Genomic DNA, 22,818 nt, shown 5'->3' with positions numbered 1-22,818 from the left:
AACGGCGCAACATTCCGGCCAATTATTCGGGCCAATTATTCGGGCCAGTTTTGCGGGGCGCCGCCCGTTGGTCACACACATCAAATTCGCCCTGCGGTATCACACCTGTGTGAATGCCAAAGGGATGGCGCCGTGTCAGAACTGGTCCAGCAGCCGTTGCAGGTAGCTGCGTTCGGTGTCGCTGCGGCCGCGATCTCCGGCGCGGCGGCGGATTTCTTCCAGAAGGTCCCAGGCGCGGCGATAGGCTTGCCCGTCGCCCAGCGTGTCGCGGCTGAACATGTCGCTGCCCTGCCCGCCCCGGTCCCGGCCAAGCGGGTCGAGCGCATTGCCCTGACGGCTGGATTGGCCGCGCTGCGTGCCGCCGGGTTGCTGGCCGGGCTGCTGTTGCTCCGCCATCGCATCGCCCAGCGCTCGCATGCCGTCGCGCAGCGCCTCCATCGCCTGGGACTGGCGGTCGATGGCCTCGGCATAGTCGCCCTCGCGCAGGGCCTGCTGCGCGCCCTCCATGGCGCGTCCGGCCTGATCCAGCGAGTCGCGGGCGGCCTCGCCCTCGGCGCCGCCCAGTGGCAGCCCGTCACGTTGCTGTTGAAGCTGATCGCGCAGGGCCTGCTGTCGCTGGGCCAGATCGCCGGGGCTGCCCGGCTCCGAGCCACCGCCCTGCCCCTGACCGCCCTCGGCGCGGTCCTGACCGCTGCCCTGCTCGCCCGGATTTTGGCCCTCGCCCGCGCCCTGACCCCCTTGCCCGCCCTCGTGGCTCTGGCCCCGGCCAAGCCCGCCGTTGCGGCCCTCGTTGCCCTGTGACTGGCCCCGTCCGGCGTTGGGATTGAACTGTTCCTGAAGGTCGCGGAAGGCCTGATCCGACAGGCCCTGCTGTTCGCGCAGGGTCTCGGCGAGCCCCTCCATCGCCTGTTCGCCGGGGCTGCCGCCCTCGCCGCCCTGGCCCTGGGTGACCTGCATATTCTCCATCATCTGCTGGAACTCGCGCAGCGCCTGCTCGGCCTCGGCCATGCGGCCCTGCTCCATCAGCTCCTGAATGCGGTCCATCATCGCTTGCAGATCCTGCTGGCTGAGTTGCAGGCTCTCCTGTCCGGCCTCGCCCTGCTGGGAGTCGTCATTCTGCTGCTGCGCCTGACGCGAGATCTGGCGCAGGTAGTCCTGCGTTGCCTCGCGCAGCTCCTGCATCAGCCGGGCGATTTCCTGATCGCTGGCGCCATCGCGCATCGCCTGACTGAGCCGCTCCTGCGCCTGCCGCATGCGTTCAAGCGCATCGCCCACGTCGCCCTCTTCAATCTGATTGGCCAGCGCCCAGAGCGCGGCGGCGATTTCCTCCTGCCCGGAGGGTTGTAAGCCCTCTGGCGCCCGGTCGTAGGCTTCCAGCCGTTTCAGAATGGTGCGCAGTTGCAGGTAGATGCCCATATCGGCAAAGACCTCCTCGGGCCGGTGGCTGAGCGTGCGCAGGATCTGCGCCACCCGCGGCCCATTGGCGCGCGCCCAGAGAAGATCCCGGCGCTGTTCGATCAGTGCCGCCGCCATCGGGTCAAAGAACCGTCGCGCGGTCAGCGGCGCCGAGAGCGTTGCGGGGGCGCTGAGCTGCCCGGAGGCATCCTCGGCCCGCAGCGTATAGGTCACCGGCATATTGGCCCAGGGATGGTCGGAGAAATCCTCCACCAGCGCCTCGGTGAACTGGCGGCGATCACCGGTCAGGGCCAGCGGCAAGGGCAGCGTGAGCGGCTCGCGCGCATCCGGCGGGGTTGCCAGCCCGTAGCGGCGATCCAGCGCGGCGGCGTCCAGGGTGATGGTCACGCTGCCGCCGACCACGCCGTAATCATCGACCACCTCAAAGGGCAGCGCCATGCTGCCATCGGAGGCGAGCTCCGGCGCGCCCGCAATGGTCAGGCCCGGCGGCGCATCGGGGATCGTTTCCACCCGCCAGTGCTGCCCGCCGGCACCGTTGATGCTCAACTCGCCCGCGCGGGTGATGTCAAAGCTCTGTTCCGGGTCGGAGGCAGAGGGCAGCTCGCCGGTGCGGCCAGAGACGGTTTCCGCAAGGGTCAGATCGCCGATTTCGCCATAAAAGCGCAGGGTCATATGGCTGCCTTCGGGCACCCGCAGCACGTCGTCTGCCATGTCGCCAAGGTAGAGCGTCGGCAGGCCGGTGTAGCGCGGCGGCTGCACCCAGCCCTCCCAGGTGGGGCCGGTGAGCCCGGCATTGGCCCGCCCCGGCAACAGATCCACGACCGAGCCCGCCCGCCAGGCACTGCCAAAGAGCGCGCCGGTGACCAGCACCAGAAGCGCCACATAGCGCAGGGCAAAGGGATCGCGGGCGGCGATGCGCAGGTTGGGCGCGGGCGCTTCGGCTTTGGCGGCGCGGGCGGCCATACGGGCCTGATGCGCCTGCCAGAGCGCGACGGAGGCGGGATCCTGCGCGCCGGAGGCCTGACTGTCGAGCAAGGCGGTGATGGGACGTCCCGGCAGGGTTTCATCGAGACGCATCAGCGCCTCGGACCGGCGTGGCCAGCGCATGCGCCAGATCCCCCAGGCCAGCGCCGCCACGGCCCCCAGCAGCAGGAGCACCGCCAGCGTCCAGGCGGCCTCGACCGGCATCCAGTCCTGCACCCCGAGCAGCAGCAGGCCGAAGGTCAGCAACACAACCGTGGCCAGCGGCCAGAAGGCCCGCCAGAGCCGCTCCGCCGCCATGCCCGCCCAGGTCAGCGCCAGCGCGGGCCGCAACGCGGCGAGCGCCATGGCGCTGTCGTCGGGACGGGCCTCAACAGGGCTCTCGGGGGGGATGTGATCGGTCATTCCGCTCTGCCTCCGCGCGCGTTCTGGCCGGAGTGCGCACCCCGGCCATCAGCCTGCCCGCCGCGGCAAATACTCAGGTCAGGACCTGCCGGGGCGTTACAGCCATTCCGGGATGGTATCGCGGTTTATCATTTCGTCAAAGCTCGGACGTTCGCGAATGACCGCAAATTGATCGCCTTGCACCAGAACCTCGGGGATCAGCGGGCGGGAGTTATATTCGCTCGACATCACCGCGCCGTAAGCCCCGGCGCTGCGGAAGGCGACCAGATCGCCCGCGCTCAGCGGTGGCATCAGGCGCTGCTTGGCAAAGGTGTCGCCGCTCTCGCAGACCGGGCCGACGATGTCATAGGGCTGCGGCTCCACCCCCGGCGCCGGTTCCTGCACCGGTACGATATCGTGATGCGCATCATACATCGCCGGGCGGATGAGGTCATTCATCGCGCCATCCAGGATCAGGAAATCCCGTCCCTCGCCCTGTTTCAGATAGATCACCTTGGAGACCATCAGCCCCGCGTTGCCCGCGATCAACCGACCCGGTTCAATCTCGATCTCGCAGTTCAGATGACCCAGCTCATCCTTGATCAGCTGGCCGTATTCCACCGGCAGCGGCGGCGCTTCGTTGGAGCGGGTATAGGGGATACCCAAGCCGCCCCCCAGATCGAGGCGGCGGATGTCATGACCATCGGAGCGCAGGGTCTGCGTGAGCTCGGCAACCTTTTGATAGGCCAGACGGAAGGGCTCCAGCTCGGTAAGCTGCGAGCCGATATGCACGTCGATGCCGATCACCTCCAGCCCGGGCAGGCTGGCGGCATGGGCATAAACTTCACGCGCGCGGGCAATCGGGATGCCGAATTTATTCTCGGATTTGCCGGTGGCGATCTTGGCGTGGGTCTTGGCGTCCACATCCGGGTTCACCCGCACGGTGATCGGCGCGGTCACACCCAGCTCCAGCGCGACGGCGTTGATGACCTCCATCTCCGGCTCGGATTCGACGTTGAACTGGCGAATGCCGCCGCTCAGCGCGCAGCGGATCTCCGCGGCGGTCTTGCCAACGCCGGAGAACACGATCTTGTCACCCGGCACATCGGCGGCCTTGGCGCGCAGATATTCGCCCTGGCTGACCACATCCATGCCCGCGCCCGCCTGCGCCAGCGTCTTCAGGATCGCCTGGTTGGAGGCCGCCTTCATCGCATAGCAGACCAGATGCTCGGTGCCCGCGAGTGCCTCGTCAAACAGGCGAAAGTGGCGCAGCAAAGTGGCGGTGGAATAGACATAAAACGGCGTGCCCACAGCCGCAGCAATCTCGGCCACTGGGACGTCCTCGGCGTGCAATGCGCCATCGCGATAGAGAAAATGATCCATGATCAGCCTTTAGGGCAAAAGCGGCGGCGGGATCAACTGGCCAGATCATGCAACCGCACAAGACATTGCGCGATCCTGACACCAATTTGGTGGCCCGGCCCCCGTTGACCCTAGGCTCAGTCGCCCCAGACCACGCCGATGCGGGCCTCACCGGTGACATGGATGCCCGGCTCGGTCGGCTCTGTCGGATCGCTGCGGCGTGGGGCGGCGCTGTCGCAGCCTGCAACAACAAGCGCCAGAACCAGCAATGCGGCGGCGCGGATCACAGGCCGACGCTCACGCTGACCGGCCCCTTGCTGACCCCCAGCGCGCCGCCCAGATGGACACCGCTGTTGGAGATCCCAAGACCCGCGTTCAGGCTGGGGCGGACCGGCTCGCCGTCCACACCGCAGGCGGCAAGCGACAGGGCAACCGCCAGAGCAAACAAGACACGGGTCATGGGCTTCACTCCTCTTTGGGCCTCAGCTCAGGATTTCTTTCCAGCGGGCCACCTGCGCGCGCACCTGCGCCGGGGCGGTGCCGCCGTAGGACAGGCGGGAGTTCACCGAATTCTCCACCCCCAGCACGCTAAAGATATCCTCGGTGATGCCCGCATGCACCCCCTGCATGTCCGCAAGGCTCAGATCCGGCAGGTCCACGCCGCGCGATTCGGCCATCGCCACCAGCGCGCCGGTCACATGGTGCGCGTCGCGGAACGGCACCTTGAGCACCCGCACCATCCAATCGGCGAGATCGGTGGCGGTGGAGAAGCCAGACCCGGCAGCGGCGGCAAGGCTCTCGCGGTTGGCGCTCATGTCCTTGACCATGCCTTCCATCGCGGCCAGCGCCAGCATCCAGTTGTCGGCGGCGTCAAAGACCTGTTCCTTGTCTTCCTGCATGTCCTTGGAATAGGCCAGCGGCAGCCCCTTCATCACCATCATCAGGCCGGTATTGGCCCCAAAGATCCGGCCCACCTTGGCGCGGATCAGCTCGGCGGCGTCGGGGTTCTTCTTCTGCGGCATGATCGACGAGCCGGTCGAGAAGCGATCCGAGAGGGTCACGAAACGGAACTGCGCCGACGACCAGATCACCAGCTCCTCGGCAAAGCGCGACAGGTGCATGGCGCAGATGGAGGCCACCGACAGGAACTCCAGCGCGAAATCGCGATCTGACACCGCATCAAGCGAGTTGGCGGCGGGGCGATCAAAGCCCAAGGCCTTTGCGGTCATTTCGCGATCAATCGGGAAGGATGTCCCGGCCAGCGCTGCCGCACCCAGCGGAGATTCGTTCATCCGCGCGCGGGCATCGCGTACACGGCTGAGATCGCGGCCGAACATCTCGACATAGGCCATCATATGGTGACCCCAGGTCACCGGCTGCGCGACCTGCAAATGGGTAAAGCCCGGCATCACCCAATCGGCGCCCGCCTCGGCTTGCTCAACCAGAGCACGAATCAGGGCTTCGATCCCCTTTTCGGCGGCGTCGAACTGATCGCGCACCCAGAGTTTGAAATCGGTCGCCACCTGATCGTTGCGCGACCGGCCGGTGTGCAGACGGCCTGCGGGCTCGCCGATGATCTCTTTCAGGCGGGCCTCCACATTCATGTGGATGTCTTCCAGCGCGGTGGAGAAGTTGAAATTTCCGCCCTCGATTTCTGACAAGACCGTGAGCAGCCCTTCCCGAATGGCCTCGGCATCGGTATCGGTAATGACGCCGGTGGCGGCCAGCATCGCAGCATGCGCCCGCGAGCCTGCAATATCCTGCGCGGCCATGCGCTGGTCGAACCCGATCGAGGCATTGATCGCCTCCATGATCGCGTCCGGTCCGGCGGCAAAGCGGCCGCCCCACATCTGGTTCGAGGTCTTGTCTGTCATGGCCCAACCCTGGAGATACTATGCGTCTGTTTCGTCATCTTTCCCTTTATATGGCCCTTGCTCTGGGTGCAAACGCTGCCTTTGGCGCGGATCTGAGCGCCGTCGAGGCGCTGCGCGAGGGCGATATGAAGAAGCTGGTGTTTCACAGCGAGGCCCAGCCCGTCTCGGACAATAGCTTTGAGCTGGCCGATGGCGCCGGTCAGGCGCAGCTTTCGGATTATCGCGGCAAATATGTGCTGGTGAATTTCTGGGCCACCTGGTGCCCGCCCTGCCGCAAGGAAATGCCGATGCTCTCGGCCCTGCAAGAGGAATTCGGCGGCGATAATTTCGAAGTTTTGACGCTGGCCACCGGCCGCAACAACCCCGCCGCGATCCAGAAATTCTTTGACGAGATCGGGGTGACGAATCTGCCGCGCCATCAGGACCCCCGCGGCGCGGTCGCCCGCGACATGGCGGTGCTCGGCCTGCCGATCACGGTGCTGCTGGACCCGGAAGGCCATGAAATTGCACGGTTACGTGGCGAGGCGGACTGGAGTTCGGACAGCGCCCATGCGGTGATCGGCGCCTTGCTGGCCGGGTCCTGACCGCCGGCCCCGTGCGCGGCGCGCGGCACGGCGCGCAGCCTCATATCCAAATTTGCTAAATTCTTATCCTTAATCCCCACGCAACTCTTTTGAGAGATTGTAGGATGAATTGATAACTCGGACGGCAACGCCTTTTGGTGGCGGTCGCAAACCGATGGGGTTTTGAAGGTGAAGAAACGGCATTTCTGGAAAGCAGACATCCCGGAAGGGGCGGAAAACCCACTTTCTGCGGCCATTGTGGCCCGCGACCGCAATGTGGTCGATATGGTGGCGGATGCGGTCAAGCACGACCAGACGCTGCTGGCCTATCAGCCCATTGTCCAAAGCCACGCGCCGGATATGGTTGCCTTCTATGAGGGCTACATCCGGGTGATGGATTCCACCGGGCGCATCATTCCCGCGCGGGAATTCATGTCTGTCATCGAAGAACGCGAACTGGGCCGCAAGCTGGACTGTCTGGCGCTGGAACAGGGGCTGCGGGTGCTGCTGCGCAATCCGAATGTGCGCCTCTCGATCAACATGTCGGCCCGCTCGATCGGCTACAGCCAATGGAACAAGGTGCTGGAGCGTTTCCTGGAACGCGACGAGTTCCTCGGCGAACGGCTTGTGCTGGAAATCTCCGAAGCCTCGGCCATGGCCGCGCCAGAGCTGGTGATCGACTTCATGGACCAGATGCAGCAACACGGCATCGCCTTTGCACTGGATAATTTCGGGGCCGGCACCACCGCCATCGGTCATTTCCGCGAGTTCTTTTTTGACGCGGTCAAGATCGACGGCCAGTTTGTGCGCGGCGTGCATGGCAATCACGACAACCAGGCGGTGATTCGTGCCTTGGTGGCCATCGCCAAGCAGTTCGATATGTTCATCGTCGCCGAATCTGTCGAACGGCAGGAGGATGCCGATTTCCTGGTCGATGCCGGTGTGGACTGCCTGCAAGGCTTCCTCTATGGCGCGCCCACGGTCACGCCGCCCTGGCAATCAGAAGCGGATGCGCGCGCGCGCGCCTGATCGCCATCCGGGCCGCTTGGCCCTCAATGCCGCAAGGGCATTTGAGGTCTGATTTGCCGCCCGCCCCGATCCTGCGCCTCAGGCCCCGTTCAAACGGGGCCTTTTGCTGCACTGCGGCAAGGCACCGGCCCGCATCATGAAATACCCTTGCCCGCAAGCCCGGCGCGCGCCGCGGCATTCGCAACTGTTGCTGCACGTGCATGGTTGAGCTATGCCTATGTGAGAATAGGGAGGAGACGTCGCACGGCCTGGGTGACGCTTGCGCAGCCCGGACGTCGGCATTTCCGCATTTAGTGCAGAGGACTGACCGTATGACCAACGTAGTAATCGCATCCGCCGCGCGCACCGCCGTCGGCAGCTTTGGCGGCGCATTCGCCACCACGCCCGCCCACGACCTGGGCGCCGCCGTGCTGGAGGCCGTGGTGGCCCGCGCCGGCATCGACAAATCCGAGGTCTCGGAAACCATCCTCGGCCAGGTGCTGACCGCTGCTCAGGGCCAGAACCCCGCCCGTCAGGCACATATCAACGCGGGCCTGCCGCAGGAAAGCGCCGCCTGGGGGATCAACCAGGTCTGCGGCTCGGGCCTGCGCGCCGTGGCGCTTGGTGCGCAGCACATCATGCTGGGCGATGCCTCCATCGTCGCCGCCGGTGGCCAGGAAAACATGACCCTCAGCCCCCATGCCGCCAACCTGCGGGCGGGTCATAAGATGGGCGATATGTCCTATATCGACACCATGATCCGCGATGGTCTCTGGGATGCGTTCAACGGCTACCACATGGGCCAGACCGCCGAAAACGTCGCCAACAAATGGGGCATCACCCGCGAGATGCAGGACGAATTCGCCGTTGCCTCGCAAAACAAGGCCGAGGCGGCGCAAAAAGCCGGTAAATTCGCCGATGAGATCGCCGCCTTCACCGTCAAGCACCGCAAGGGCGAGACCGTGGTGGATCAGGACGAATACATCCGCCATGGCGCCACTATTGAGGCGATGCAGAAGCTGCGCCCGGCCTTTGCCAAGGATGGTTCGGTCACGGCCGCCAATGCCTCCGGTCTGAACGACGGTGCCGCCGCCACCCTGTTGATGAGCGCCGACGAGGCCGAGAAACGCGGCATCGAGCCGCTGGCGCGTATTGCCTCTTATGCGACCGCCGGTCTGGACCCGTCGATCATGGGCGTTGGCCCGATCTATGCATCGAAAAAGGCGCTGGAAAAAGCAGGCTGGAGCGTCAACGACCTGGATCTGGTCGAAGCCAACGAAGCCTTCGCCGCCCAGGCCTGCGCCGTGAACAAGGAGATGGGTTGGGATCCTGCCATCGTAAACGTGAACGGCGGCGCCATCGCCATCGGCCACCCGATCGGTGCCTCCGGCTGCCGGGTTCTGAACACGCTGCTGTTTGAGATGAAGCGCCGCGGCGCCAAGAAAGGTCTCGCGACCCTCTGCATCGGTGGCGGCATGGGCGTCGCCCTCTGCGTGGAACGCCCGTAAGATCGTCATATCTGCATCAAATATCAGCAAATCGAAGGGCGCTCTCGGGCGCCCTTTTCTTTGGTCTTTCGCTCGTTACAATCTCCGGTTTAGTGTGACCCACACCCCGGAGGCGCATGCATTGCTGCACGTGCAGCATGGTGGTGAAATTTTATTGCGTTAATGCAATCTCATATGCAATAAGATTACGACGTGAACTAGAATAGTTGGAGGATCCTCACATGGCTCGTATTGCCCTTGTTACCGGCGGCTCGCGCGGTATCGGCGCCGCAATTTCCAAGGCGCTGAAGGCGCAGGGCTGCGACGTTGCAGCGACCTATGCTGGCAATGACGCGGCGGCCGCGCAATTTACCGAAGAGACCGGCATCAAGACCTACAAGTGGAACGTGGCGAGCTATGAGGAAAGCAAAGCCGGCATTGCGCAGGTCGAGGCCGATCTGGGCCCGATTGATATCGTGGTCGCCAATGCCGGCATCACTCGCGATGCGCCGTTTCACAAGATGACACCCGAACAATGGTCGCAGGTGATCGACACCAACCTCACCGGCGTGTTCAACACCGTGCACCCGGTCTGGCCCGGCATGCGCGAGCGCAAATTTGGCCGCGTCATCGTGATCTCCTCCATCAACGGCCAAAAAGGGCAGTTTGCCCAGGTCAACTATGCCGCCACAAAGGCCGGCGATCTGGGGATCGTCAAATCCCTGGCCCAGGAAGGGGCGCGCGCGGGCATCACTGCAAATGCGGTCTGCCCGGGCTATATCGCCACCGAGATGGTGATGGCGGTGCCGGAAAAGGTGCGCGAATCGATCATCGGCCAGATCCCTGCGGGCCGTCTGGGCGAACCCGAAGAAATCGCCCGCTGCGTGGCCTTCCTGGCCTCGGACGACGCGGGCTTTATCAACGGTTCGACCATCTCGGCCAATGGTGCGCAGTTCTTCGTCTGAGCCCCGCCGTGTGTAAGAACCAAGGGCCGGTCTGCAAAAGACCGGCCCTTTTTGTCATCCCGTAAGTGCCACTCAGAACAGCGCGCGCCTGCTCAGGCCCAGCGGGAAGCCCTTGTGCCCAGCGCCGATCTGCGGCGGCGGGCAAAAATCCAGGACAGCGCATCGCGCAGGACCTGCGCGCGGGCCTCATGGGCACGGGTCAGGCCCTGCTTCACCTCGGCTGTTGCGGCATATTCGATCATCCTGGCCCCCTTTCGGTTCAGCGCCTCTGTTGTGACAGCAATATGCGCCTTTGCAGGATTGACGACAAACGAGAGTTTTGCGAGCTTCAGTTAAGTTATTCTTGGGTATCACATGGCAACAGCACTGCCCCCTCTCACCGCCTTGCGCGCCTTTGACGCTGCGGCGCGGCACATGTCCTTTGCCAAGGCGGCGGAGGAATTGAACGTGACGCCCGCCGCCCTGTCCTTTCAGATCAAATCGCTGGAGGAGCATCTCGGCGCGCCGCTGTTTCGCCGCCTGAACCGGGCGGTGCAGCTGACCGAGGCGGGAGAGGCGCTTGCACCCGGCGCAGACGAGGGGTTTCGCGCCCTCGCCGCCGCCTGGCAGCAGGCCCGGCGGGTGCTGGATACCACCTCGCTCACGGTGACGGCGGGCCCCGCGCTGACCTCGAAATGGCTGGCGCCGCGGCTCTATGATTTTGCCCGCAGCCACCCGGATATTGATCTGCGACTGTCGGCGGGGCTGCGGATGGTGGATCTGCGCCGCGACTCCGTCGATGTGGCGATCCGATTCGGCTATGGGGTGGAGCCGGACCTGGTGTCGCTGCCCGCGCGCCAGGAGTGGTTCACCCCGGTGATGACCCCCGAGCTCGCCGCGCAATACCCCACCCCCGAAAGCCTGCGCCACGCGCCGCTGATCTATGATGAGAGCACCAATTTCCTGTTGCCGCCCTGCGACTGGCAGATGTGGTTTCGCGCCGTGGGGCTGGATTTCACCCCCGGCCATGGCACCTCTTTCTCCAACGCCGATCACGCGGTGAATGCGGCCTGCGCCGGGCTTGGCGTCGCGCTTGGGCGGCGGCCGATGATCATCAAGGACGTGCAGGAAGGCCGCCTGGTCACCCCCTTCAAGATCGCCATCGAAACGGAGGCCCGGTTTCGCTTCCTCTGCCTGCCAGAAGCGGAAGATCGCCCGCAGATCAAAGCGTTCCGCGAATGGTTCTTTGCAGAAATCGAGAAAACCGCGCATATGTGGGACGATTTTGAAATTATTCCCGCAACGGATCTCTGACCGCCCATGCCTCGCTCCCAAGCCACCGCAATCGGTTTTGTCGCTGTTCTTCTTTGGGCGCTGCTGGCGCTTTTGACGGTGGGGTCCAGCCCGACGCCACCGCTGATGCTCAACGCCATCTGTTTCAGCATCGGCGGCATCATCGGGTTGATCTGGGTTCAGGTGACGGGCAGCTGGGCGCAGCTGCGGCGGGTGCGCTGGCCTGTCTATGCCTTTGGCTCCATCGGGGTGTTTGGCTATCACGCGCTGTATTTCTCCGCCCTGCGCGCCGCCCCCGCAGCCGAGGCCGGGCTGATCGCCTATCTCTGGCCGCTGCTGATCGTGCTGCTGTCGGGCCTCTTGCCCGGCGAGCGCTTGCGTGCCGGGCATTTCCTCGGCGCGCTTTTGGGATTCGCCGGGGCCGCCTGCATCATCAGCGGTGGCGGCGTCGGTTTTCAGGCGGAATATCTCGCGGGCTACGGGCTGGCGCTGCTCTGCGCGCTGTTCTGGTCCTGCTATTCCGTCGGCTCGCGGCTGCTGGGCGATGCGCCGACCGCCTCGGTCGCGGTGTTTTGCCTGCTGAGCGCGCTGGCCTCCGCTGTCTTGCATCTGCTGCTGGAGGAGACGATCTGGCCCATCGGCGCATTGGGCTGGAGCGCGACGCTGCTTCTGGGTCTCGGGCCGGTGGGGCTGGCGTTCTATGTCTGGGACATCGGCGTCAAACAGGGCGATATCCAGATGCTGGGCACCAGCTCCTATGCCGCGCCCTTGCTGTCCACCTTGATCCTTGTGCTGGCCGGGATCGCGGCCCCCTCCTGGGGGCTGGCGCTGGCGGCGCTGCTGATCACCGGCGGAGCATTGCTGGCGGCACGGGCCTCTGGCGCCTCGAAACAGGATCTGAAATCAAGCGAGGCCCCACAGGTGTGAGGCCTCTGTCTTCGACTGTTGTGTTTGGATGACCCGCCTCCGCCTTCATACGCGGAGCTGCCGGGTCACCACAGGCGGCTGACGCGGTCTGCGTGGCGCCAGCAGGGCCGGGTGTCAGGCGTCGGTAAGACGTTCGATCTGATCCTTCAGACGCAGTTTTTCTTTTTTCAGGGATTTGATTTCCAGACGGTCGGTCGCGGGAGATCGTTCCGCCTGTTCAACTTCAAAGCTTAGATGCTCGTGCTTCTTCTTCAGTTCGGTCAGATGCGAGCTGAGGCTCATGTCATTCCTCCTTCTTCAAAGCTTGATGAAACTGTTACATGGGGATTGGAGCACGGTTTCTTCAACCTGTCACGCCGCAGACGCGTAAATTTCCTGAGTTCTTTGGTGCAAATTGCATCTTTTGGCTGTTTCCCGCCTATACGGGCGCAAATGCGGGCAGACCAAAGACTGCCAAAGACCGGGAAATCGCGAAGCCAGCGCAAAAGACCACAGCCCGCCTGGCCCGACGCGCTCAGGCCGCGGGCCAGGGCAAGGCGGCGCCCGCCCGCAGGACCTGCCGGATGGCGGGGCTGTAATCCTCGCCATCGCAGAGATGCGCGGCCCCGTCATGCAGTACCAGCGGCGCATGCAGACGAAACGCCGCCCGCCCGCCTTTGCGCGCCCGCAGCAACACCAGCTCCGCCGCGCGACCCGCGCGCGGTGCCAGTGGCAACACCTCCAGGGAGCCGAGCCGTGCCTGCACGGCGGCGATCATATCCGGCAGCCGGTCGGCGCGCTGGATCATATGCAGATAGCCCTTCGGCGCCAGACGCCGGGCGGCGGCATCGAACCACAGGTCCAGCGGCGTGCCCTCGCCCAATGCGGTGGCGCGGCCCGCATCCTGCGCCGGGCTATGGGCCCCGGGGCGGTAATAGGGCGGGTTGGCGATCACATGGTCAAAGCTCTGCTGGCGCAGCTCGGCGGGCAGATCCGCCAGATCCGCGGTCCAGACCCTGGCCTCGCGGCCATTGGCAGCGGCATTGCGCCGCGCCAGATCGGCATAGGCGGGCTGGAGCTCCACCCCGGTCAGCGCCAGATCCGCAACCCGCGCCGCCAGGCAGAGCATCGCCTGCCCCGCGCCGCAGCCAAGTTCCAGCACCCGCTGCCCCGGGCGCGCATTGACCGAAGCCGCCAGCAGCACCGGATCGACCCCGGCCCGATAGCCCGATTTCGGCTGCATCAGGGTGAGCTTGCCGCCCAGAAACCCGTCGCTGCTCAGCTCCTCTGCCGCAAATACCGCAGGCTCAGCCACGATCAGAGACCGGCAGATCATTGTCGCGCAGCGCAGTTTGCGCCGCCGCCAGATCATCGCTGCGCACCAGCAGGCGACGCGGAAAAATCCCGATGCCGCCTTCCAGCACGCTCATATTTACGTCCATTTCAAAGCAGTCTATACCCTCGCCCTTAAGGAGGGCTGTGGCAAAGGCCAGGATCGTCGGATCTGTGCTGCGCAATACTTCCTTCATGTCGATGGATCTAAGGGCAAGACCGGGGTCTTGTCGAGCCTTGCAAGCGGGAATGTGATGAACCAGGTGATGACGCAGAAACCTCATGAATTGCTGGCCGCAACGCTGGCTGGGGAACTGGACGCGGTGAATGCGCTGATCCGGGAACGGATGGCATCGGAACACGCGCCGCGCATCCCCGAGGTGACCGCGCATCTGGTCGAGGCCGGCGGCAAGCGCCTGCGCCCGATGCTGACGCTGGCAGCGGCGCGGATGTGCGGCTATGAGGGCGACCACCACCTGAAACTGGCCGCCACGGTGGAGTTCATCCACACCGCCACATTGCTGCATGACGATGTGGTCGATGAGAGCGCCCAGCGCCGGGGCCGCCCTACGGCGAACCTGCTGTGGGACAACAAAAGCTCGGTTCTGGTGGGCGATTACCTCTTTGCGCGCAGCTTTCAGTTGATGGTCGATACCGGCAGCCTGCGGGTGCTGGATATCCTCGCCAATGCCTCCGCCACCATTGCCGAGGGCGAGGTGCTGCAAATGACCGCCGCCACCGATCTGCGCACCACCGAGGCGATCTATCTGCAAGTGGTACGCGGCAAGACGGCAGCGCTGTTTTCCGCCGCGACTGAGGTGGGCGGCGTGATCGCCGCAGCGCCCGAGCCCCAGGTAAAGGCGCTGTTTGACTATGGCGATGCGCTGGGGATCGCCTTTCAGATCGCCGATGATCTTCTGGATTATCAAGGCGATGCGGCCAAGACCGGCAAGAACGTCGGCGATGATTTCCGCGAGCGCAAGCTGACGCTGCCGGTGATCAAGGCCATAGCCCAGGCCACCGAAGAGGAGCGCGCCTTCTGGGAGCGCACCATCGCCAAGGGCCGCCAGCAAGAGGGCGACCTGGAGCACGCCCTGTCCCTGATGGCGAAATACGGCACGCTGGAGGCCACTCGCGCGGATGCCTTTGGCTGGGCCGCCAAGGCCAAGACCGCCCTGGCGGAACTGCCGGAACACCCCATTCGCAGCATGCTGATTGATCTGGCCGGTTACGTCGTATCAAGGCTGAACTGACGCCCGGGCGGGCGGGCCGGTCTACGGCCCGGCCTCAGCCCAGTTCGGTTGCCACGCACCACCACTCCGGGTGTTCGGCGCCGATTTCATAGGCGGCGAAATGCGCGGCCTTGAGGGTCGGATAAAGCGCAAAACAGCTGGAGCCCGACCCCGACATCCGCGCCATCAGCGCATTGCGCGAGCTGCGCAAATCCCCCAGCGCGCGCATGATTTCGGGCGCAACAGCGATTGCCGGGGCCTCCAGATCGTTGCGTTGTTCGCTGAGCCAGGCGGCGCAGTCCTCAACGCCCGCAAAGGTCGGCAGACCCTGCGGCATTGGCGCATTGTCGCGCGAGGCCAGCGCCGAGAACACCGCCCCTGTCGGCACCTCGACACCCGGATTGACCAGCAAGGCGGGCAGTCTGGGCAAGGTGATCGGGGTGATGTCTTCGCCGATGCCCTGCATCCGCGCGGCCGCGCCCGCCACGCAGACCGGCACATCCGCGCCCAGCGACAGTGGCAACCCCAATGGCAGGTCGTGCCCCTGTTCCGCCAGCGCCCTGAGCACCGCTGCCGCATCCGAAGAGCCGCCGCCGATGCCCGCGCCATGGGGCAGAAATTTCTCCAGCTCCATCGCCCCGGCCCAGCCCGCGCCCTCGGCGGCGCGCCAGACCAGATTGCGCGGATCCTGCGGCACCCCCGCCGCAAAGGGGCCACTCACCGCCAGCGACAGGGACTCTCCCGCCGTCAATCGCAGCCGATCCCCGGCCTGCGCGGCAAAGACCACCAGACTGTCGAGCAGATGATAGCCGTCATCGCGGCGGCCCGTCACATGCAGGGTCAGGTTGATCTTCGCCGGGGCAAAGATCTCAGCTGTCGTCATTGGCCACCTGAAGCGGGGCCGCGCCTTCCTCGGCCAGCACCGCGTCCAGACCGATGTCGAGCTTGCGGCGGATGCGCTCCGGGTCGGCTTCGTCATTGGCATCGGCGGCGTCAGGAAAGGACAGCGCGCGCTTCCACTGGAATTCCGCCTCCAGGTGACGCCCGACCGCCCAATAGACATCGCCGAGGTGATCATTCACCACCGCATCCACCGGCATCAGCTCCACCGCGCGTTCCATATGGCCCACGGCGGCCTCATAATTGCCCAGCCGATAGAGCACCCAGCCCAGCGAATCGACGATATAGCCGCTGTCCGGGCGGGCGGCGACGGCGCGTTCGATCATCGAGAGCGCCTCGTCCAGTTTCACCTGCCGTTCCACCAGCGAATAGCCCAGATAGTTGAGCACCTGCGGCTGATCCGGATCGATGGCCAGCGCGGCGCGGAAATCATCCTCGGCGGCCTGCCAGTTCTTCAGCCGCTCGTTGCAGATGCCCCGGGCATAGAACAGGAACCAGCGGTTGGAGGCCGTCTCGTCGCCCAGCTCCAGCGCCTGCGTATAGGCGGCGGCGGCCCCGGCGTAGTCTTCTTCCTGCCGCTTCAGATCGCCCAGATCAACATAGACGGCCATATGCTCGGGGAAATCGCGCACCAGCTGTTCCAGCACCTCCTGCGCGGCCTGCGGGTTGGCCGCACGGCGCAGGGCCTCGGCGCGGCCCAGCTCGGCGGCGTGGAAATCCGGGTGGTCGCGGGGCACCTGCTTATAGGTCTCGATCGACAGCTCGTAGCGGCCCAGCTGGTCCAGCAGCCCGGCGCTCAGCAGGATAGCATCCACATGTTTCGGGTTCAGCATCGCGGCCATGCGGGTGTACATCAGCACATAGTCATCCGCCGCGCCGCCCGACATCGCCTGCGCCAGGCTGTAAAACACCTCGGCCATGCCGTCGCGCGCGGTGGGCGCAATGGCAAAGTCCAGCGTCTCCCCTGCGGCGAGCTGATCGGCCAGCACGCTCAGCGCCGGGTCAAAGCCGCTGCCGAAGCTGTCCACCAGCACCTCCAGCGCTTCATCATTGCGACCCAGCTGCGACAGGCTCTGCACCCGGGCGATCACCGCGCGGCGCGAGGAGCGGCCAAGCTGGCCCCCATTGGCGGCAAAGAGTTCCTCGGCGCCCTCGTAATCGCCGACCGAGGCCAGCGCCAGCGCCTTGTGATAGAGCGCAAAGAACCGCAGCCCCTCGTCGTTTTCGGCCACGCTGTCAAACTGCGCCAGCGCATCAGAGACGGCACCGCGCCCCATATAGGCCCAGGCGTCCAGCAGGCCATCCACCAGCGGGCTGATCGGGAATTGCGCCTCATCGCGCCCCAGAAGCGCGTCATAATCCTCGCTCAGGGCAAGGTTGCCGACCACCACCAGATTGGCGACCTGGCTTTGCACGCCCTGCTCCCACATCCGCTGCGCCACCGGCAGGGCGGATTTGATATCGCCCATCGCCAGCCGCGCATAAACCAGGTTCTCCATCAGCACGACATTCTGAGGGTCCCGCACCAGGGCGCGCGTGTAATATTGCGCGGAGGCGGCGAAATCGCTGTCATAGGTCGCGGCGCGTCCGGCCAGATAGGCCCCCGCCAGCCCCTCGGCGGCGACCATCGGCCCGGTGGTCAACAACAGCGCGGCGGCACAGCTCAGGGTGCGGAAAAAAGCAACGGGCACGAGGGGTCTCCCCAGCAAGGTCTGAAAAATCTGAAACAGAGCGTAGAGCCGAAGCCCTGAAACCGCAATGGGGCGCCCCCTCGGGACGCCCCATGAAATCGCATGTGATGCGATATCGCCGATCACATGTTCGGGTAGTTGGGCCCGTCGCCGCCCTGCGGCGTGGTCCAGGTGATGTTCTGGCTCGGATCCTTGATATCGCAGGTCTTGCAGTGAACGCAGTTCTGGAAGTTCACCACGAATTCCGGCTTGCCGTCTTTTTCGACCACCTCATAGACCCCCGCCGGGCAGTAGCGCTGCGCCGGTTCGTTGAACTTCGGCAGGTTGACCTGGATCGGCGTGTCGGGATTGGCCAGACGCAGGTGGCAGGGCTGGCTTTCCTCGTGGTTGGTCATCGCAAAGGACACGTTGGTCAGCCGGTCAAAGGACAAGATGCCATCGGGTTTCGGATAGTCTATGGGTTTATGCTGATCCGCCGGTTCGGTGGATTGCGCGTCGTTCTTGCCGTGGCCCAGCGTGCCAAAGAAGGAAAAGCCAAAGAGGTTGTTGGTCCACATGTCGAGGCCACCAAACACCAGCGAGGCGGTAAGACCCCATTTCGACCACATCGGCTTGACGTTGCGCACCATCTTGAGGTCCTTGCCGATGGCACCGTCGCGCACCTCGGCCTCATAGGCGGTCAGCTCGTCAGAGGCGCGGCCCGCCTTGATCGCGTCATAGGCCGCTTCGGCCGCAGCCTTGCCCGAGAGCATCGCATTGTGGTTGCCCTTGATGCGCGGCACGTTGACCATACCGGCGGAACAGCCCAGCAGCGCGCCCCCGGGGAAGGTCAGCTTCGGCATCGACTGATAGCCGCCCTCGGTGATCGCCCGCGCGCCATAAGCCACGCGTTTGCCGCCCTTCAGCAGTTCAGCGACCATCGGGTGATGCTTGAAGCGCTGAAACTCCATATAGGGGTAAAGATGCGGGTTCTTGTAGTTCAGGTGGACCACAAAGCCGACATAGACCTGATTGTTATCAAGGTGATAGATGAAGGACCCACCGCCCGCGTTGGAATTCAGCGGCCAGCCCATGGTATGGGTGACGGAGCCTTCCTTGTGCTTGGCCGGGTCGATCTCCCAGATCTCTTTCATGCCGACGCCGTATTTCTGCACCTCTTTGCCGGCGCCGAGGTCATACTTGGCGATCACCTCTTTTGACAGCGAGCCGCGCACGCCCTCGGAGAGGAAGACATATTTGCCGTGCAGCTCCATGCCCGGCTCGGTGTTGGGACCATAAGAGCCATCGGCCTCCAGCCCAAACACGCCCGCAACCACGCCTTTGACTTCGCCATTGTCGCCGTAGATCAGCTCCGAACAGGACATGCCGGGGAAGATCTCGACGCCCAGCTCCTCAGCCTGCTCGGCCATCCAGCGGCAGACATTGCCCATGGAAACGATGTAGTTGCCGTGGTTGTTCATCAGGGGCGGCATCGGCGCATTGGGGATACGGACTTCGCCCGCCTCGCCCAGCATGAAGAAGTTATCATCCTTCACCGGCACATTGAGCGGCGCGCCTTTTTCCTTCCAGTCGGGAATCAGCGCGTTCAGGCCGCAGGGATCCAGCACCGCGCCCGACAGGATATGCGCGCCAACCTCGGAGCCCTTCTCCAGCACCACAACGTCCAGATCGGCGTCCAGCTGCTTGAGGCGGATCGCGGCCGACAGACCGGCGGGACCGGCCCCGACGATCACAACGTCGTATTCCATTGCTTCGCGTTCAATCTCGGCCATTCGGGGTGCTCCTTGGCTATCGTATGGACCTGCGCGTCTGGTCCTTGGCTGTTTCGCGCCTTTGCAGTGCGCGGGCGGAAGGGCGCAACATTCTTGCGCGGTTGCTTAGCTGTTGCAGCATGGAGAGGTCAATCCATACCCTACGTAGGAATAGGCACAGACCCGGAAAAACCGTCAAAATCGCGCCGGATATCGGCACCAGATGCACCAATAGCGGCGCGAACAGACAGTTGTGTCAAGTCTCGGGGCTGTCGCCCATCAAATAGCGCGGCCCCGCCCCTTTTTTCGCCGCTTTATCGGCCGGATTATAAAGCGCGCAGCTCGGCAGCGACAGGCAGCCGCAGCCGATACAGCCATCCAGATCGTCGCGCAGTTTTTCCAGCATTTTGATTCGTGCATCCAGATGGGCGCGGAACTGCTGTGACAGGCGCGTCCAGTCCTCCTTGGTGGGGGTGCGCCCGTTCGGCAGGCGCTGCAACTGGTCGCGAATCTCCGGCAAGGTGAAACCGAATTTCTGCGCGATCATCACAAAGCTCAGCCGCCGGATATCGGCGCGATGAAACCGGCGCTGCCCGCCCGCATTGCGCCAGGGCTCCAGCAAGCCCTGCGCCTCGTAATAGCGAATGGCCGACACCGCGAGCCCGGTGCGCTCTGCCAGAAACCCGATCGACAACCCATGCGAAGCAGACATCTCACCCTCCGTGCGGCCCCGATCCGCGATCAGACGCGGGGCGAAAAAAACTGCGGCGACCCTCAAGAAAATGCTTGAGCTAAAGTTAGGTTTAGAAATTACCAAGGATCTAGGCAAGCAAAATCAAAAGGAGCATCGCCATGACTGCAACGCTTGAACACGCCAATATTTGCGTCAGCAACCCGGAGCAAACCGCCGCCTGGATGCAAAAGATCTTTGGCTGGCACATCCGCTGGCAGGGTCCGGCAATCAACGGCGGCTATTCGGTGCATGTGGGCACCAAGGACCAGTATCTGGCGCTTTATGCCCCGGATAAGGACCTGATTGAGCCCGCGGAGCGCTATGCCCACAAGGGCGGGCTCAACCATCTGGCGGTGGTGGTCGATGATCTCGACAAGGCCGAGGCCGCCGTGCGCGAGGCCGGGTTTGAGCCAATGAACCATGGCGACTACGAACCCGGCCGGCGGTTTTACTTTCTGGACGGCGAGGGGGTGGAATATGAGCTCGTGCAATATGATTGAGCTGTTGTTTCTCGCCACCTCCCGGCCCGCCCGCCTGAGCAGGTTTGCCCCCCCCCGCGCGACAGTACGCGGGCCGGGATGACCCCACCGCAACCCACCTTCTGCGGCGGCTGGCGTCGTTAAACACCCCCGGTCAGCAGCAAAACCCCGCACAAGACCCCTAGCCCCCCTTGCAATTGCATCCCCGATTGGGTCAGGTATTTGCCAACACGACGGCTCGCCCCGCTGCACATCGCGGCGGGGCGGTGGCGTTCATAAGGTACGCAACAACAAAGAACGAACCACGGAAGCGGACACGACCATGGAAAAGATCCCGATGACGCCGGCGGGCTTTCAGGCCCTCGAAGTCGAGCTGAAAACCCTCAAGAGCGTTGAGCGCCCGGCCATCATCCGCGCCATCGCCGAAGCGCGCGAGCTCGGCGATTTGTCGGAAAACGCCGAATACCACTCGGCACGCGAAAAACAGTCTTTCATCGAGGGCCGCATCAAGGAACTCGAAGGGGTGCTGTCGCTGGCGGATGTGATTGACCCCACCAAGCTCTCCGGCGCGATCAAATTCGGCGCCAAGGTCACCGTGGTGGACGAAGACACCGACGAGGAAAAAACCTGGCAGATCGTGGGCGAGCATGAGGCCAATATCGAGGCAGGCCTCTTGAATGTGCGCTCTCCCATCGCGCGTGCCTTGATCGGCAAGGAAGAAGGCGACAGTGTAGAGGTACGCACGCCCGGCGGCGACCGATCCTACGAGATTCTCAAGATCGTCTACGCCTGAGCAACGCCAAGGACTCCAAGGGACAGAGCGGGCCGGACATGACCAGTACCCCCAGCGATACACATACGCCCAAAGCCTCTGGTCAGCCGGATCTGGCGCTCCCGGATCTGGACAGCAACAGCCGCACCCCGCTTGGCTTGCCGGAAGTTCTGGCGCTGGCGCTCGGGGTGCTCTGGCTCTTGGTGGTGGTCGCCGTCTATGTGCTGGCCCCCGACATGGCGCTCTCGATCGAATGGAACGCGCCCCTGGTGCGCCTGCTCGCGGTAATGATGCCGGTGCTGCTGCTGTTTGTCGCGGCCATCGCCCTGCGCGCCACCCGCATCATGCAGGAAGAGACAGAGCGCCTGCACGCGGCAATCTCCAGCCTGCGGCATATGTATCTGGCCCATTCCCAGGCCGCCGCCGTGGTCAGCGAACCCTCGGTGACCAAGAAACTCGAAGAGATCGCCGCCACCGCCCGAAAGACGGAAACGGTTTTGGCGACCTTCCAAACCAGCCGCCGCACGCCCGAACGGCTGGCAATTCCCTCCAAGGCGATGGAGGCGGTGACCGAACAGGGCTCGCTGGAGCTTGGCACCCCCGCCGAAGACATGGCGCCGCCGCTCTCCAACGAGCATTTCATCCGCGCCCTGAACTTCCCCGAAACCTCCGAGGACGAGGAAGGCTTCATCTCGCTGCGGCTGGCGCTCAAGGACCGCCACGCCGCCCAGGTGATCCGCGCCGCCCAGGATGTGCTGACCCTGCTGAGCCAGGAAGGCATCTATATGGATGACCTGCGCCCCGACCGCGCCCGCCCGGATGTCTGGCGCCAGTTTGCCCATGGCGCGCGGGGCCGCGCGGTGGCCGCACTTGGCGGCGTGCGGGATCGCTCCTCCCTGGCGCTTTCCTCTGCGCGGATGAAACAGGACCCGCTGTTTCGCGATTCCGCCCATCACTTCCTGCGCCGCTTTGATCAGATGTTCACCCGCTTCGAGGCCGAGGCCACGGACGAGCAGATCTCCGCCCTCAGCGACACCCGCACCGCCCGCGCCTTCATGCTGCTGGGCCGGGTGGCGGGCACCTTTGACTAGGCTCAGGACCGCCACGCCCTCGGACGCCTCCAGCCTGGCGGCGCTCTCCATCGAGGTCTGGATCGGCACCTACCTGCGCCAGGGCATCAGCGGCCAATTTGCCGACTATGTGCTCTCGACCTTCACCAGACAGCGCTTTCTGGACCTCCTGCACGCCCCGGACGAACAGCTGATCGTCTCGCAAAACCGTAGCGGCATCGACGGCTACATCCGCCTGACGCGCAACCAAGGAAACCCGGTGACCGCGGCAGCGGGATGCGAGATTTCAACCCTCTACGTGCAACCGCGCCACCAAGGTACCGGCATCGGCCGCGCGCTGTTAGACGCCGGGCTGGCCCAGGCCCGGCGCTGGGAGCAAGAAACCGCCTGGCTGACGACCAATTCGGAAAACACCGCCGCCATCGGCTTTTACCTGGCGCAGGGATTTGAACGCATCGGCACCACTGCATTTATGCTCGGCAATGACGCCTACCCAAACGATGTCTTCAACTATCAGCTCGCCCCCTGATCGCGCCCGCCACTTTTTCTTCTAACCGCAAATATCCCGGGGGTGAGCGCCCATGGCGCGAGGGGGCAGCGCCCCCTTCTTTGCAACAGCCACACAGTCACCCCGCCCCCG

At 64.5% G+C, this 22,818-nt stretch carries 24 protein-coding genes; 11 read left to right on the top strand and 13 right to left on the bottom strand.

Going from position 1 to position 22,818, the window contains the following annotated elements; translation table 11 throughout:
• Positions 1-135: 135 nt before the first annotated feature.
• The 5 genes from HCZ87_RS03640 to argH form a co-directional block, all read right to left on the bottom strand.
• Positions 136-2,802: a TIGR02302 family protein gene (locus HCZ87_RS03640; protein WP_167642413.1), complete on the bottom strand. Its 2,667-nt coding sequence runs from the start codon at positions 2,800-2,802 to the stop codon at positions 136-138.
• 96 nt (positions 2,803-2,898) lie between these two features.
• Positions 2,899-4,164 (bottom strand): diaminopimelate decarboxylase, encoded by a 1,266-nt coding sequence (gene lysA, locus HCZ87_RS03635; protein ID WP_167642412.1) that lies wholly within the window; start codon positions 4,162-4,164, stop codon positions 2,899-2,901.
• Between the two features lie 116 nt (positions 4,165-4,280).
• The gene (locus HCZ87_RS03630) at positions 4,281-4,430 is read right to left on the bottom strand and encodes a hypothetical protein (RefSeq protein WP_167642411.1); all 150 of its coding nucleotides are present in this window, start codon (positions 4,428-4,430) and stop codon (positions 4,281-4,283) included.
• Positions 4,427-4,603 carry a hypothetical protein gene (locus tag HCZ87_RS03625; RefSeq protein WP_167642410.1) on the bottom strand — a complete coding sequence of 59 codons (177 nt, stop codon included), beginning with the start codon at positions 4,601-4,603 and terminating at the stop codon, positions 4,427-4,429. The genes HCZ87_RS03630 and HCZ87_RS03625 overlap by 4 nt, the downstream gene beginning before the upstream one ends.
• A gap of 22 nt (positions 4,604-4,625) precedes the next feature.
• On the bottom strand, positions 4,626-6,017 hold the full coding sequence (gene argH, locus HCZ87_RS03620; RefSeq protein ID WP_175582138.1) for an argininosuccinate lyase: 1,392 nt from the start codon (positions 6,015-6,017) through the stop codon (positions 4,626-4,628).
• 20 nt (positions 6,018-6,037) lie between these two features.
• On the opposite strand from argH, the gene HCZ87_RS03615 reads away from it, so the two are divergent.
• The 4 genes from HCZ87_RS03615 (at position 6,038) to phbB (ending at position 10,040) form a co-directional block, all read left to right on the top strand.
• Positions 6,038-6,601, top strand: a complete 564-nt coding sequence (locus HCZ87_RS03615) for a TlpA disulfide reductase family protein (protein WP_167642409.1) — start codon at positions 6,038-6,040, stop codon at positions 6,599-6,601.
• 168 nt (positions 6,602-6,769) lie between these two features.
• Complete coding sequence (locus HCZ87_RS03610) at positions 6,770-7,609, top strand: EAL domain-containing protein (RefSeq protein ID WP_167642408.1); 840 nt, start codon at positions 6,770-6,772, stop codon at positions 7,607-7,609.
• 311 nt (positions 7,610-7,920) lie between these two features.
• Positions 7,921-9,096 carry an acetyl-CoA C-acetyltransferase gene (locus HCZ87_RS03605; RefSeq protein ID WP_167642407.1) on the top strand — a complete coding sequence of 392 codons (1,176 nt, stop codon included), beginning with the start codon at positions 7,921-7,923 and terminating at the stop codon, positions 9,094-9,096.
• 221 nt (positions 9,097-9,317) lie between these two features.
• Complete coding sequence (gene phbB / locus HCZ87_RS03600) at positions 9,318-10,040, top strand: acetoacetyl-CoA reductase (RefSeq protein ID WP_167642406.1); 723 nt, start codon at positions 9,318-9,320, stop codon at positions 10,038-10,040.
• 92 nt (positions 10,041-10,132) lie between these two features.
• On the opposite strand, the gene HCZ87_RS03595 is transcribed toward phbB, so the two are convergent.
• Complete coding sequence (locus HCZ87_RS03595; protein ID WP_167642405.1) at positions 10,133-10,282, bottom strand: hypothetical protein; 150 nt, start codon at positions 10,280-10,282, stop codon at positions 10,133-10,135.
• 112 nt (positions 10,283-10,394) lie between these two features.
• Between HCZ87_RS03595 and HCZ87_RS03590 the strand changes: the two genes are divergently transcribed.
• Positions 10,395-11,333, top strand: coding sequence for a transcriptional regulator GcvA (locus HCZ87_RS03590; RefSeq protein WP_167642404.1), 939 nt, complete (start codon positions 10,395-10,397; stop codon positions 11,331-11,333).
• A 6-nt stretch (positions 11,334-11,339) separates the two neighbouring features.
• Positions 11,340-12,239, top strand: coding sequence for a DMT family transporter (locus tag HCZ87_RS03585; protein ID WP_167642403.1), 900 nt, complete (start codon positions 11,340-11,342; stop codon positions 12,237-12,239).
• A 114-nt stretch (positions 12,240-12,353) separates the two neighbouring features.
• Here the strand turns inward: HCZ87_RS03585 and HCZ87_RS03580 are convergent, their stop codons facing one another.
• The 3 genes from HCZ87_RS03580 to HCZ87_RS03570 all read right to left on the bottom strand — a co-directional run bounded on the left by HCZ87_RS03580 (position 12,354) and on the right by HCZ87_RS03570 (position 13,747).
• A complete protein-coding gene (locus HCZ87_RS03580; RefSeq protein ID WP_167642402.1) occupies positions 12,354-12,521 on the bottom strand; it encodes a YdcH family protein in 168 nt (55 codons plus the stop codon).
• 232 nt (positions 12,522-12,753) lie between these two features.
• Positions 12,754-13,533, bottom strand: a complete 780-nt coding sequence (locus HCZ87_RS03575; RefSeq protein WP_368484078.1) for a tRNA1(Val) (adenine(37)-N6)-methyltransferase — start codon at positions 13,531-13,533, stop codon at positions 12,754-12,756.
• The gene (locus tag HCZ87_RS03570; RefSeq protein WP_167642400.1) at positions 13,526-13,747 is read right to left on the bottom strand and encodes a DUF2007 domain-containing protein; all 222 of its coding nucleotides are present in this window, start codon (positions 13,745-13,747) and stop codon (positions 13,526-13,528) included. The genes HCZ87_RS03575 and HCZ87_RS03570 overlap by 8 nt, the downstream gene beginning before the upstream one ends.
• Before the next feature lie 57 nt (positions 13,748-13,804).
• Between HCZ87_RS03570 and HCZ87_RS03565 the strand changes: the two genes are divergently transcribed.
• Positions 13,805-14,803 carry a polyprenyl synthetase family protein gene (locus tag HCZ87_RS03565; RefSeq protein WP_167642425.1) on the top strand — a complete coding sequence of 333 codons (999 nt, stop codon included), beginning with the start codon at positions 13,805-13,807 and terminating at the stop codon, positions 14,801-14,803.
• A 34-nt stretch (positions 14,804-14,837) separates the two neighbouring features.
• Here HCZ87_RS03565 and HCZ87_RS03560 read toward each other — a convergent pair whose 3' ends face one another.
• From HCZ87_RS03560 to soxR, 4 genes are all read right to left on the bottom strand, one after another.
• Positions 14,838-15,665, bottom strand: coding sequence for a 4-(cytidine 5'-diphospho)-2-C-methyl-D-erythritol kinase (locus tag HCZ87_RS03560; RefSeq protein ID WP_167642399.1), 828 nt, complete (start codon positions 15,663-15,665; stop codon positions 14,838-14,840).
• Positions 15,652-17,373 (bottom strand): tetratricopeptide repeat protein, encoded by a 1,722-nt coding sequence (locus HCZ87_RS03555; RefSeq protein ID WP_167642398.1) that lies wholly within the window; start codon positions 17,371-17,373, stop codon positions 15,652-15,654. Before HCZ87_RS03555 ends, HCZ87_RS03560 begins: the two co-directional genes overlap by 14 nt.
• Positions 17,374-17,495: 122 nt before the next feature.
• A complete protein-coding gene (locus HCZ87_RS03550; RefSeq protein ID WP_167642397.1) occupies positions 17,496-19,145 on the bottom strand; it encodes an electron transfer flavoprotein-ubiquinone oxidoreductase in 1,650 nt (549 codons plus the stop codon).
• 235 nt (positions 19,146-19,380) lie between these two features.
• A complete protein-coding gene (soxR, locus tag HCZ87_RS03545; RefSeq protein WP_167642396.1) occupies positions 19,381-19,836 on the bottom strand; it encodes a redox-sensitive transcriptional activator SoxR in 456 nt (151 codons plus the stop codon).
• Positions 19,837-19,976: 140 nt separating this feature from the next.
• Here soxR and HCZ87_RS03540 point away from each other — a divergent pair, with 140 nt between their 5' ends.
• The 4 genes from HCZ87_RS03540 (at position 19,977) to HCZ87_RS03525 (ending at position 22,707) form a co-directional block, all read left to right on the top strand.
• Positions 19,977-20,357 (top strand): VOC family protein, encoded by a 381-nt coding sequence (locus HCZ87_RS03540; RefSeq protein ID WP_167642395.1) that lies wholly within the window; start codon positions 19,977-19,979, stop codon positions 20,355-20,357.
• A gap of 301 nt (positions 20,358-20,658) precedes the next feature.
• Positions 20,659-21,129 carry a transcription elongation factor GreA gene (gene greA, locus HCZ87_RS03535; protein WP_167642394.1) on the top strand — a complete coding sequence of 157 codons (471 nt, stop codon included), beginning with the start codon at positions 20,659-20,661 and terminating at the stop codon, positions 21,127-21,129.
• Between the two features lie 38 nt (positions 21,130-21,167).
• On the top strand, positions 21,168-22,199 hold the full coding sequence (locus HCZ87_RS03530) for a hypothetical protein (RefSeq protein ID WP_167642393.1): 1,032 nt from the start codon (positions 21,168-21,170) through the stop codon (positions 22,197-22,199).
• Complete coding sequence (locus HCZ87_RS03525; RefSeq protein ID WP_167642392.1) at positions 22,192-22,707, top strand: GNAT family N-acetyltransferase; 516 nt, start codon at positions 22,192-22,194, stop codon at positions 22,705-22,707. Before HCZ87_RS03530 ends, HCZ87_RS03525 begins: the two co-directional genes overlap by 8 nt.
• Positions 22,708-22,818: the final 111 nt, after the last annotated feature.

It is taken from the genome of Phaeobacter sp. HF9A (assembly GCF_011806385.1).
GTDB lineage: Bacteria > Pseudomonadota > Alphaproteobacteria > Rhodobacterales > Rhodobacteraceae > Epibacterium.
This window is presented reverse-complemented; position numbering and strand designations above follow the sequence as displayed.